The sequence below is a fragment of the Mycobacterium sp. genome, from assembly GCF_047975165.1.
Taxonomy (GTDB): domain Bacteria; phylum Actinomycetota; class Actinomycetes; order Mycobacteriales; family Mycobacteriaceae; genus Mycobacterium.
The window spans coordinates 78,001-90,181 of record NZ_JBKECZ010000061.1 but is presented as its reverse complement, the minus strand read 5'-3'; the positions used below and the strand labels follow the sequence as shown (position 1 = coordinate 90,181).

9 protein-coding genes and 1 pseudogene are annotated in these 12,181 nt (G+C 67.5%); 6 read left to right on the top strand and 4 right to left on the bottom strand.

Features of this window, described 5'->3' with window-relative positions:
- A pseudogene (locus ACK5M9_RS07165) lies at positions 1-979 on the bottom strand (glucose-6-phosphate isomerase); the annotation flags it as partial.
- A gap of 9 nt (positions 980-988) precedes the next feature.
- A complete protein-coding gene (locus ACK5M9_RS07160) occupies positions 989-1,318 on the bottom strand; it encodes a chorismate mutase (RefSeq protein ID WP_416892478.1) in 330 nt (109 codons plus the stop codon).
- A 292-nt stretch (positions 1,319-1,610) separates the two neighbouring features.
- Between ACK5M9_RS07160 and ACK5M9_RS07155 the strand changes: the two genes are divergently transcribed.
- Positions 1,611-2,663 (top strand): PE family protein, encoded by a 1,053-nt coding sequence (locus ACK5M9_RS07155; protein WP_416892477.1) that lies wholly within the window; start codon positions 1,611-1,613, stop codon positions 2,661-2,663.
- A gap of 65 nt (positions 2,664-2,728) precedes the next feature.
- Complete coding sequence (locus tag ACK5M9_RS07150; protein WP_416892476.1) at positions 2,729-5,083, top strand: UvrD-helicase domain-containing protein; 2,355 nt, start codon at positions 2,729-2,731, stop codon at positions 5,081-5,083.
- Positions 5,084-5,269: 186 nt separating this feature from the next.
- Here the strand turns inward: ACK5M9_RS07150 and ACK5M9_RS07145 are convergent, their stop codons facing one another.
- Positions 5,270-6,340: a M23 family metallopeptidase gene (locus ACK5M9_RS07145; protein WP_416892475.1), complete on the bottom strand. Its 1,071-nt coding sequence runs from the start codon at positions 6,338-6,340 to the stop codon at positions 5,270-5,272.
- 252 nt (positions 6,341-6,592) lie between these two features.
- Between ACK5M9_RS07145 and sucC the strand changes: the two genes are divergently transcribed.
- Together sucC and sucD are read left to right on the top strand one after the other, a co-directional pair.
- A complete protein-coding gene (sucC, locus tag ACK5M9_RS07140; RefSeq protein WP_416892474.1) occupies positions 6,593-7,756 on the top strand; it encodes an ADP-forming succinate--CoA ligase subunit beta in 1,164 nt (387 codons plus the stop codon).
- A 66-nt stretch (positions 7,757-7,822) separates the two neighbouring features.
- The gene (gene sucD / locus ACK5M9_RS07135) at positions 7,823-8,725 is read left to right on the top strand and encodes a succinate--CoA ligase subunit alpha (RefSeq protein WP_416892473.1); all 903 of its coding nucleotides are present in this window, start codon (positions 7,823-7,825) and stop codon (positions 8,723-8,725) included.
- Positions 8,726-8,746: 21 nt separating this feature from the next.
- Here sucD and ACK5M9_RS07130 read toward each other — a convergent pair whose 3' ends face one another.
- A complete protein-coding gene (locus ACK5M9_RS07130; protein WP_416892472.1) occupies positions 8,747-9,613 on the bottom strand; it encodes an LLM class F420-dependent oxidoreductase in 867 nt (288 codons plus the stop codon).
- Between the two features lie 210 nt (positions 9,614-9,823).
- Here ACK5M9_RS07130 and ACK5M9_RS07125 point away from each other — a divergent pair, with 210 nt between their 5' ends.
- A complete protein-coding gene (locus ACK5M9_RS07125; protein ID WP_416892471.1) occupies positions 9,824-10,720 on the top strand; it encodes a DUF5336 domain-containing protein in 897 nt (298 codons plus the stop codon).
- A 39-nt stretch (positions 10,721-10,759) separates the two neighbouring features.
- Positions 10,760-12,106 carry a DUF6350 family protein gene (locus tag ACK5M9_RS07120; protein WP_416892470.1) on the top strand — a complete coding sequence of 449 codons (1,347 nt, stop codon included), beginning with the start codon at positions 10,760-10,762 and terminating at the stop codon, positions 12,104-12,106.
- Positions 12,107-12,181: the final 75 nt, after the last annotated feature.

Sequence of the window (12,181 nt, the reverse complement as noted above, 5' to 3'; positions counted from 1 at the left end):
TGGAGTACCACAGCCCGATGAGGCCAAGCAGTGCGGGCGCATTCGATTCCAACGGCGCCGTGCGGAAGTGTTCGTCGATGATGTGGAACCCGCACAGGAAGTCGGCGAAGGCTTCGCGGCCGATCACGGCCATCACCGACAGCCCGATCGCCGAGTCCACCGAGTAGCGCCCCCCGACCCAGTCCCAGAACCCGAACATATTTGCGGTGTCGATTCCGAATTCGTCGACCAGGCGCTCGTTCGTGGAAACGGCGACGAAGTGCCTCGCCACCGCGGCGTCACCCAGTGCGTCGGTGAGCCAGCGGCGGGCGGCCGTCGCGTTGGTCAGCGTCTCCAGGGTGGAGAACGTCTTCGATGCGACGATGAAGAGTGTGGTGGCTGGATCCAGGTCCGCCAGTGTTGCGACCAGGTCGGCCGGGTCGACGTTGGAGATGAAGCGTGCCGAAATGCCCGCGTCGACGAAGTGGCGAAGGGCCTGACACACCATCACCGGGCCCAGGTCCGAACCGCCGATCCCGATATTGACGACGGTGCGGATCCGCTCCCCGGTGGCCCCGGTCCACTCCCCGTCGCGCAACCGGTCGGTGAAGTCGCCCATGGCGGCCAACACCGCGTGTACATCCTTGACAACGTCCTGGCCGTCGACCACCAACTCACTGTCAGCGGGCAACCGCAGAGCGGTGTGCAGCACCGCGCGATCTTCGGAGGTGTTGATGTGCGCACCGGCGAACATCGCGTCACGGTGTTGTTCCAGCTTGGCCGCCCGGGCCAAGTCGACCAGCAGCCGGATCGTTTCCCGGGTGACGCGATGTTTGCTGTAGTCGATGTACAGGTCGCCGGCGGTCAGGGTCAGATCGCGGCCGCGGTCCGGATCGTCGGCGAAGAGATCCCGCAGGTGGGTCTCGCCGATCAGATCGTGGTGCTTGCTCAGGGCGATCCACGCGGACGTGCCGGTGATGTCCGCAGGTGCAGAGGTCATAACTCGACCCTAATGGCCGAGTCGGCCCCGCCCCAGCCGCAACAGCAGCATTGCCAGGTCCTTACCGTCGGAACCCAGCTCGCTGTAGCGTTCGATGACCTTCATTTCCCGGTTGTGCACCAGCCGGGTGCCGCCGGAGGCTATCCGCGCCTTGCCGATCGCCCGGGAAACCTCGGCGCGTCGTTTGACCGCGGCCAGGATCTCGGCGTCGAGCCGGTCGATCTCCTTGCGCAACTCGTCGATGCCGGACTCGGTGTCGATGGCTTCGGTGTTCATCTCTGCTGACTCCGCATTCTCGTGATGTGGGGTGATCTCGTGATGTGGGGGCGGTGACTTCATCGGGTTCGGGCCTCACACAACAGAGGAGCCCCGGATCCGGAAGCGGACCGCGGGGCTCTGCGAATGCAGCTAGGCCACGGGCACCGCTGGCGGGTACCCGTAGAAAAATCGACGCTGCGCACTGAGCACCACACGAGTGTGCCACCTGCGGCGGCGCGGATGCAAAAGCCCGGCTGCGCGGTTCACTTCCGGCGGGCCTCGCCGTTCGCCTGCGGTATCGGGGATTCGCTGTTAGCGTTAGCGCAGTTGGACGGTTTCGCCCGGTGAGGTATCGGATTTTCTGGAGGTGGCAATGTCATTCGTATTCGCGTTACCGGAATTGGTTTCTGCGGCGGCATCCAATGTTGCCGGTGTCGGTGAGTCGATCAGCTCGGCCACCGCAGCGGTGGCCGGCCAGACGGTAGAGGTACTGCCGGCCGCCGCCGATGAGGTGTCTGAGGCAGTCGCGAGCCTGTTCAGCGCCGACGGGCAGGCGTTTCAGGCCATCAGCGCCCAGGCGGCCGACTTCCACCAGCAATTCGTCGGGCTGCTCAACGCCGGCGCCAACTCCTACGCCAACGCCGAAGCCTCGGGTGCCGCGGCCCTGCAAGCCGCGGCGAACGATCCGTTCGCTGCCGTCAACGAGCCTTTCGAGGCGATCTTCGGACGCCCCCTGATCGGTAACGGCACCGACGCCGCGGCCGGCAGCGGCCAGGACGGCGGCCCGGGCGGCCTGTTGTGGGGCAACGGCGGCAACGGCGGTTCGGGTGCTGCAGGGCAGACTGGCGGCCGCGGCGGGGACGCCGGGCTATTCTTCGGCTGGGGCGGCCAAGGCGGTGCCGGTGGAGAGAACGTAGCCGGCGCCGGGGCCGATGGCGGGGTCGGCGGGGCCGGCGGCGCCCTCTTCGGGATCGGCGGCAACGGCGGGGCCGGGGGTGCCGGTACCAGCGAGGGCGGTGAGGGCGGCATGGGTGGCCTTGGCAGCCTCCTGTTCGGGTTCGGTGGGGTCGGCGGAGCCGGCGGGGCGGCAAGCAACCCCGTTGGCTTCGGTGGCGGGTTCGGCGGTATGGGCGGCTCCGGTGGCTACCTGTTCGGTGTTGGGGGTCTCGGCGGGGTCGGGGGAGCCGGTAGCCCCCTCATTGGTGGCGACGGGGGCATGGGCGGGACGGGCGGCACCGGCGGCTACTTCGTCGGCATCGGAGGTCAGGGCTCGCCCGGAGGCGCCGGCTACAACATGGGCTCGGACGGCAGCGGCGGCGCCTACTCCTACATGGGACTCGCCTTCTCGTATGCCTACCTCAACGACTACTTCCGAATCTTCTTTGGCTTCGACCCCGGGATTCCGCCGCCGCCCTTCGTCGGCTGACTCGGAGACTGACTACGCCCCATTGACTCCGGCTGGTCGACCCCGGGCGGTAGGTTTGGTGCGCCATGAGTGTGTACGCAACCGACGCAGAATCCGACGCCGGCGGATTGCTGGACGGCCTCAACCCGCAACAGCGCCAGGCTGTGGTCCACCGCGGCTCGCCGCTGCTGATCGTTGCCGGGGCCGGCTCGGGAAAAACCGCCGTGCTGACCCGGCGGATCGCCTACCTGGTCGCTGAATGCGACGTGAACGTCGGCCAGGTGCTGGCGATCACCTTCACCAACAAGGCCGCGGCTGAAATGCGCGAACGCGTGGTGGCGCTGGTTGGCCCCCAAGCCCGGCACATGTGGGTATCGACGTTTCATTCGTCGTGCGTGCGAATCCTACGCAGCCAGGCATCGGTGATCGAGGGCCTGAACTCCAACTTCTCCATCTATGACGCCGACGATTCGCGGCGTCTGCTGCAAATGATCGGCCGCGACATGGGCCTGGATATCAAGCGCTATTCGCCGCGGCTGCTGGCCAATGCCATCTCCAACCTGAAGAACGAACTGATCGACCCGCAGCAGGCGGTGTCCGGCCTGACCGACGAGTCCGACGACTTGACGCAAACGGTCGCAGCGGTCTACGGCGAATACCAGCGACGGCTGCGGGCGGCCAACGCGCTGGACTTCGACGACCTGATCGGCGAGACCGTCGCCGTGCTGCAGGCGTTCCCGGAGATTGCCCGGCACTATCGCCGGCGGTTCCGTCACGTGCTGGTCGACGAGTACCAGGACACCAACCATGCCCAGTACATGCTGGTGCGCGAACTCGTCGGCCGCGGAGGCGGCGCCTCGGAGCACGATCCGGGGGCAGGCGACATCGCACCCGCGGAACTGTGCGTCGTCGGCGACGCCGACCAATCGATCTACGCGTTCCGCGGAGCCACCATCCGCAACATCGAGGACTTCGAGCGCGACTATCCCGATGCGGCCACGATTCTGCTGGAGCAGAACTACCGTTCGACGCAGAACATCCTGTCCGCGGCCAACTCGGTGATCGCCCGCAACACCGGGCGGCGGGAAAAGCGGCTGTGGTCCGACGCCGGTGAGGGCGAGCCGATCGTGGGCTACGTCGCCGACAACGAACACGACGAGGCCAGGTTCATCGGCGGCGAGATTGACGCACTGGCCGATCGCGACGACCTCGCCTACAACGACGTCGCCGTCTTCTACCGCACCAACAACGCGTCGCGGCCGCTGGAAGAGGTGTTCATCCGGGCTGGCATCCCCTACAAAGTGGTTGGGGGAGTGCGCTTTTACGAGCGCAGGGAAATCCGTGACATCGTTGCCTACCTGCGGGTGCTGGACAACCCGGGCGACACGGTCAGCCTGCGGCGCATCCTCAACACACCGCGTCGCGGCATCGGCGACCGCGCGGAAGCCTGCGTCTCGGTGCACGCCGAAACCGCCGGAACCAGCTTCGCCGGCGCCCTGGCGGCCGCCGCGCAGGGCAAGGTGGCGATGCTCAACATCCGCGCGGAGAAGGCGATCGCTGGCTTTGCGGAACTGCTCGACGAACTGCGTGGGCATCTCGGCGGTGACCTCGGCGACCTCGTCGAGGCGGTGCTGGAACGCACGGGCTACCGCCGGGAACTGGAAGCGTCCACCGATCCGCAGGAGCTGGCGCGGCTGGACAACCTGAACGAACTCGTCAGCGTCGCACACGAATTCAGCATTGACCTGACGATGGCCGCCGGGCAGGCCGAGGCGGGGCCGGAAAAATCGGCTGATTCGGCTGATCAAGACGCACCCGAGGTCTCGGCGCTGGCGGCGTTCCTGGATCGGGTGTCCTTGGTCGCCGACAGCGACGATATCCCCGAGCATGACTCGGGGGTGGTGACGCTGATGACCCTGCACACCGCAAAGGGCCTGGAGTTCCCGGTGGTGTTCGTCACCGGCCTGGAGGACGGCATGTTCCCCCACATGCGGGCACTGGGCGATCCGGCCGAGCTGTCCGAGGAACGGCGGCTGGCCTACGTCGGCATCACCCGCGCCCGCCAACGGCTCTACCTGAGCAGGGCCATGGTCCGGTCGTCGTGGGGCCAGCCCATCCTCAACCCGGAATCCCGCTTCCTGCAGGAGATTCCCCAACAGCTGATCGACTGGCGCCGCGTCGCCCCAAAGCCGTCGTTGAGCGCGCCGGTGAGTGGTGCCGGCCGATTTGGCTCGGCGCGCACCGGATCAGTCCGCCCGGCCGCGGGTAGACGTCCACTGATCGTGCTGGAGCCCGGCGATCGGGTGACGCACGACAAGTATGGCCTGGGCCGTGTCGAGGAGGTTTCCGGCGTCGGCGAATCGGCGATGTCGCTGATCGACTTCGGTAGTGCGGGCCGGGTGAAGCTGATGCACAACCACGCGCCGATCAGCAAGCTGTAGCCGGGCGGGCTGCGAGCCTTCCCCCGCCGTGAGCGCCGGGAACCCCCCGCCACGCCCTGCCGCCCCTCCCCGGGTGTCGCGAGCGTAACGCCAGTGCGAAATTCCGGCTGTATTTTCGCACTGGCGTTACGCTCGCGAAAAGAAGGGGGCGCGCGGCGCGCGCGGGGCGCCGGCCGGGCGAGTCGCCTAGGAGCCGAGGTGCAGGCCGCGCTCGGAGAGCCACGGCAGCGGGTCGATCCGCTGGGATCCGCCCAGGAGCACCTCGAAGTGCAGGTGCGGTCCGGTGGAGAACCCGCGGTTGCCGATGGTGGCGATCTGGTCGCCGGCCATCACCCGCTGCCCGACGCTGACCAGCGTGGTGTTGACGTGTCCGTAGAGCGTGACGGTGCCATCGTGATGCCGCAACTTGACCCACATGCCGTAGCCGGCGGTCGGGCCGGCGTCGGTGACAACGCCGTCGGACACCGCAAGAATCGGGGTCCCGATCGAGTTGGCGATGTCGATGCCCGCGTGCAGGGCTCCCCAGCGGTAGCCGAAGTTGGAGGTCAGTATGCCTTTGGTCGGCATGACGTAGAGCGGCTGCCGCAGGCGTGCCTCGCGCTGTGCCCGCTCTTGAGCGAAGGCGACGCCGTGGGCCAGCTCGTCGTTGTGCAGCGCGAGGTTGTCGGGCTGAGCGGCGATGACCTGGACGCCGCGGGGTGCGGCGGTGATGGCTCCCCCGGATAACGTCGAGGCATTGGCGGTCAGCACCGGCTCGGCCTCTGTGGTATCGGTCTGGCCGATAGCGTTGTACGTCGCGGCGGCCACCGCACCGGCCGCCATCGCACCGATCAGCACCCGTCCTTTGGCGGCGCTGGTTGGCTGCTTGCGGTGGCTGCCGCCGCGGCGAGGCGCGAGGGTGGCGTACCCGGGATGTGACCTGTTGGGCAGGTCGAGGACGACCCGGTCGAGTACCTCGGTGACCGGTGCTGCCAGCCAGGCCGGGGTCAGATCGTCGGCGTCACTGAGATCGTCGAGTTCCACAGCCTGGAGCACCTGCTCCTGGATGTCGAACTCGGAGTCTCCGAAGTCCAAGTCGTCGAGTATGGCGATTTCCATGCGGTCGAGTTCATCAAAGCCGTCTAACGGGATGATCTCGGTGACGTCGTTGAGGTGATGGCGCAGCAGGTGACCCTGGCGTGTGTGAGCCGGACGTGAGACAGTCGTGCGGCCATAGAGGTGCTGAGTCAACCTGGAATGTCCTCGGATCGTAACCATAACGTTATCTGGACCTTGAGAAAGGTATCGGTAAACCCCGCCTCCTGGCAACCTCGGGATGGAAACCGACGGCATATGTGGCTCGAATCACGTTTGAACGTCCCGGGCGAAGATTGATCAAGATCACAGCAGTGGGATGCGGTGGCGGTCACAGTTTGCGGGGTCGATACAGTTCGTTTGGTGGAGTTGCCGACGACGGCATCGCCACCGCAGTGGCCTAGTAAACAAGTCGAGCGAAGGCAGTGACGCCCCATGGATTTGTTCGAGTATCAAGCCAAGGAACTGTTCCTCAAGCACGGCGTGCCCGGCACCCAGGGTCGGGTCACCGACAGTGCCGAAGGCGCGCGGGCCATCGCTGAGGAGGTCGGTCGCCCCGTGATGGTCAAGGCTCAGGTAAAGACGGGTGGGCGCGGCAAGGCCGGTGGTGTGAAGTACGCCGCCACACCCGAGGAGGCCTACCAGCACGCGAAGAACATCCTCGGGCTGGACATCAAGGGCCACATCGTCAAGAAGCTACTGGTCGCCGAGGCCAGCGACATCGCAGAGGAGTACTACCTGTCGTTCCTGCTCGACCGCGCCAATCGTCGCTATCTGGCGATGTGCTCGGTGGAGGGCGGTGTGGAAATCGAAGAAGTGGCCGCCACCAAGCCCGACCGGCTCGCCAAGGTTCCGGTGGATGCGGTCAAGGGCGTTGACCGGGCCTTCGCGCGGTCGATCGCCGAGCAGGGTCACCTGCCCGCGGAGGTGCTCGATGCCGCGGCCGTCACCATCGAGAAGCTGTGGGGTGTCTTCGTCGGCGAGGACGCCACGCTGGTCGAGGTCAATCCGCTGGTACGGACGCCGGACGATGCGATCCTGGCGTTGGACGGCAAGGTCAGCCTGGACGCCAACGCCGATTTCCGTCAGCCGGACCACGTGGCGTTCGAGGACAAGGCGGCCACCGACCCGCTCGAGCTCAAAGCCAAGGAGCACGACCTCAACTACGTCAAGCTCAGCGGCGAGGTCGGGATCATCGGCAACGGCGCGGGTCTGGTGATGTCGACCCTGGACGTCGTCGCCTATGCAGGTGAGCGCCACGGCGACGTCAAGCCGGCCAATTTTCTCGACATCGGCGGGGGAGCCTCGGCCGAGGTGATGGCGGCCGGACTGGACGTGATCCTGGGAGACCCGGAAGTAAAAAGCGTGTTCGTCAACGTTTTCGGCGGCATCACCGCTTGCGACGCGGTGGCCACCGGGATCGTCAAGGCCCTGGAGATCCTGGGCGATGACGCCAACAAACCGCTGGTCGTCAGGCTCGACGGCAACAGCGTTGAGGAAGGTCGGCGCATCCTGGCCGACGCCAACCACCCGCTGGTCATCCAGGCCGAAACCATGGATGCCGGTGCCGACAAAGCCGCCGAGCTGGCCAACGCCTGACGCGCCGATCGCACGCGCGGTAAGGCCGGGCGCAGCGGGTCGCCGCAACGAAAGGATTTGAGAACAATGGCAATCTTCCTCACCAAAGACAGCAAGGTCATCGTCCAGGGCATCACCGGCGGCGAGGCCACCACGCACACCGCGCGGATGCTCAAGGCGGGCACGCAGATCGTCGGTGGCGTGAACGCCCGCAAGGCCGGCACCACCGTCTCGCACAAGGATGCCAACGGCAACGCCGTCGAGCTGCCGGTGTTCGGCAGCGTCGTGGAAGCAATGGAAAAAACCGGCGCCGACGTATCGATTGCCTTCGTGCCGCCCAAGTTCACCAAGGACGCCATGGTGGAGGCCATCGACGCCGAGGTGCCGCTCCTGGTCGTGATCACCGAGGGCGTCCCGGTGCAGGACAGCGCGTATGCCTGGGCATACAACGTCGACAAGGGGTGCAAGACGCGCATCATCGGCCCGAACTGTCCGGGCATCATCAGCCCCGGGCAGTCGCTGGTCGGTATCACCCCGGCAGACATCACCGGACCGGGTCCGGTCGGCCTGGTGTCCAAGTCGGGCACCCTGACCTATCAGATGATGTTCGAACTGCGCGATTTCGGGTTCACCACCTCGATTGGCATCGGTGGCGACCCGGTGATCGGCACCACCCACATCGACGCGATCGAAGCCTTCGAGAAGGACCCCGAGACCAAGATCATCGTGATGATCGGCGAGATCGGCGGCGACGCCGAGGAGCGTGCGGCGGACTTCATCAAGGCCAACGTCACCAAACCGGTCGTCGGTTATGTGGCGGGGTTCACCGCGCCCGAGGGCAAGACGATGGGGCATGCGGGCGCCATCGTGTCCGGGTCGTCGGGCACGGCGGCCGCGAAGAAGGAAGCGCTGGAAGCGGCCGGTGTCAAGGTGGGTAAGACCCCGTCCGAGACGGCGGCGCTGGCCCGGGAGATTCTGCAGCGGCTCTAGGGGCTCCAGCGCACCCGGCGCCTACGCCGATGTCAGTGGGTAGCCGAATCCGGCCAGCTTGCCCGCCAGCCGCTCCACATAGGCGGCGACCTTGTCCGCTTCGGCGTCGGGCATGCCGAACAGCACCTCGGTCACCCCGAGATCGGCCCAGTGCGCCAGCTTGTCGGCATCCGGCTTGAAGGCCAGGGCGACGATCTGCGGCGCCCCCGCGCGGTCGGCGGCGGCCCAGGTGTCCTGCAACAACTTGACCGGGTCGTCGATGTCGAAGTCGCGCGGCGTGGTGATCCAGCCGTCGGCGCTGCGTGCCATCCACTTGAAGTTCTTCTCGGTACCGGCCGCGCCCACCAGCACCGGGATGTGCGACTGCACCGGCTTGGGCCAGGCCCAGCTGGGCCCGAACTTGACGAACTCGCCGTCGTACCGAGCCTCTTCTTGCGTCCACAACACCCGCATTGCTTCCAGGTACTCGCGCAACATGGTGCGACGGCGGCCCGCGGGTACGCCGTGATCCGCCAGTTCGTCGGTGTTCCAGCCGAACCCGACGCCGAGGCTGACCCGTCCTCCGGACAGATGGTCCAGCGTGGCAATGCTTTTCGCCAGCGTGATCGGGTCGTGTTCGACGGGAAGCGCCACCGCGGTGGACAGCCGGACCCGCGAGGTCACCGCGGACGCCGCACCCAGGCTGACCCACGGATCGAGTGTGCGCATGTAGCGGTCGTCGGGCAGCGAAGCGTCACCCGTCGTCGGGTGGGCGGCCTCGCGCTTGATCGGAATGTGGGTGTGCTCCGGCACGTAGAAGGTGCGGAATCCATGGTCGTCGGCAAGTTTGGCGGCCGCTGCCGGGGCAATGCCGCGGTCACTGGTGAACAGCACGAGTCCGTAGTCCATGCGAAGAATTAGAACGTGTTCTACCGTGGCCGGGCAACCTGGCCCGGCCAAGCGCACCCGGCGGTGGTCGCAACGGCGCCCGACGGCGGCGATTTCCTCCCACGGTGCGCTAGCGTGGTTGATCGAACGGCGTTGCGGGCAGCGCTGCGTCACACTGCGACAGTGACGCCGCTGTGGAATCCGATGGCAGCGCAAGGACCAGGAGGAGCCATGACCTACCCGCCCGGTAGCCCAGGATATCCACCCGCGCAGCAGGTTGGCTCCTATCCGGATCCCGCGGCAGGGCCGGGAAATTACTCCCCGGAGATGCCGGAAGGTGGGCTGGGCCGCCACCTGTGTACCGCGGTCGTTGTGCTCGGCCTGTCGGCGTACGTCTTCAGCTTCGGCCCGATGTTCAACTTCGGTTTCGGGGGGTCGGCCGGTGGGGCCGCCGGCGGGGCCAGGATGGCCGTGGTCATTGCAGTGCTGGCGGCACTGCTGGCCGGAGCCGGACTGCTGCCCAAGGCCAGGAACTACACCCCCATCGTTGCCGTGCTCTCGGTCCTGGACGTGTTGGTGATCGTCTCCGCCACGCTCAACAAGCCAAGTTCGGCCTCGGCCGGCTGGGCCCTGTGGATTGTGCTGGTGTGCATCGTGTTCCAGTCGGTGGCCGCGGTCGGTGCGCTACTGCTGGACGCCGGTGTGCTCACCGCACCGGTCCCGCGGCCCAAGTACGGCCAGTTCGGGGGCTACGGCCCCTATGTGCCCTACGGTGGCCCGCCCGGTGCGTACTACGGTCAGCCGGGTGCGCCGCAGTCCGCCCCGAACCCCGGCCCGCCGCCGGCGTCATCCGGTTACGGCTCGGCCTACGGCGGCTATTCCCCGAATCCGAACCCGAGCTCCGACGGGTTGGCCACCCAGCCCACCCAGGTGGCGTCGCTGCAGGCGCCGCAGGAGTCAGCGCACACCCCACCCACCGGGTTCCCGAGTTTCCGGCCCCCGCCACCGGTGGCCACCGGCACCGAGTCCGTCGGCAGCTGCGCCCCGGTCGACGATTCCAGCGCAGCCGAGGAGTCCACGGGTGCGGGCCCGCACCCGGAGTCCTCACCTGGCTCGGCTCCGATCTGACCGTGCCCCGTTGCGTCTAGTCGCCGCCGCACGCGAAGAGTGACAGTGGTATCGGCACGAAGTGAGCAGAGTCCCGAAGCGGGTGCGCGCCAGGCGCGCGACCTCGTAAGGGTCGCGTTCGCCCCGGCCGCCGTGGCGTTGGTCGTCATCGCGGCAATCACGCTGTTGCAATTGCTGATCGCCAACAGCGACATGACCGGCGCCCTGGGCGCCGTCGCCAGCATCTGGCTGGGTGTGCATCAGGTTCCGGTGTCGATCGGCGGCCGCGAACTCGGCGTCATGCCGCTGCTGCCGGCGCTGTCGATGGTCTGGGGCACGGCCCGGGTTGCCGCACGTGCGATTTCGCCCTATTCGTCCTGGCTGGTGGTGCGCTGGGTGGTGGTGTCGGCCGTTGCCGGGCCCCTGTTCGTGGCGGCGATCGCGCTGGCCGTCGTTCACGATGCGTCTTCGGTCCTGACCGAATTGCAGACGCCCAACGCGCTGCGTGCGTTCGCCAGTGTGCTGGTGGTCCACGGGGTCGGGGCCGCCATAGGCGTCTGGTCGCGGGTGGAACGACGAGTGATGGCCGCGTCCGCGCTGGCGCAGTGGCTCGCCGATTCGCTGCGGCCGGCCTGTGCGGGTGTGCTGGCCCTGCTCGGTTTGTCCGCCGTGGTGACGACGGGTTCGCTCGTCGTGCACTGGGCGACGATGCAGGAACTGTACGGGATCACCGATTCGATCTGGGGTCAGTTCAATCTCACCGTGCTCTCCGTGCTGTACGCGCCCAATGTCGTCGTCGGCGCATCGGCGATGGCGGTCGGATCCAGCGCTCACATCGGGTTCGCGACGTTCAGCCCGTTCATCGTGTTCGGCGGTGACGTGCCGGCGTTGCCGATCCTGGCCGCCGCGCCCACACCGCCGCTGGGGCCGCAGTGGGTGGCACTGCTGATCATCGGGGCGTCGTCGGGTGTTGCGGTTGGTCAGCAGTGCGCGCGCCATCCGCTGCCGCTGGTGCCGGCGCTGATCAAGCTGGTGATCGCGGCATTCGTCGGCGCTTCGGTGATGGTGCTGCTGGCCTACGGGGGAGGCGGAGAGCTGGGCAACTTCGGCCACGTCGGGGTGGATCTGGGCACGATGTTCCTGGGAGTGCTCTTCTGGTTCACCGCCATCGGTGCGCTGACGGTGTTGATGGCAGGTGGGGTACGGCGGCGCCGGCGCAGGCCCCGCCCGCGGCGTGTTGAGCCGTCGTCGGGCGACGACGAGCAGCCGCCGGTCTCCGACGGTAGTGCTGGTGATGACGGTGACGATGGCGACGACGGTGGCGCCGGTGACGACGGCGACGATGGTGGTGCCGAGGTGGCTGTTGCGGTGGACCTGCAAGCCGATCCGCCCGAGCAGCGGGAGTAGCGCGACATCCGGACCGACCGGGCCCCGGCCACCGGCCTCCGCGCCCCGGGCCCCGCGCCCCCGGCCCCCGGCCCC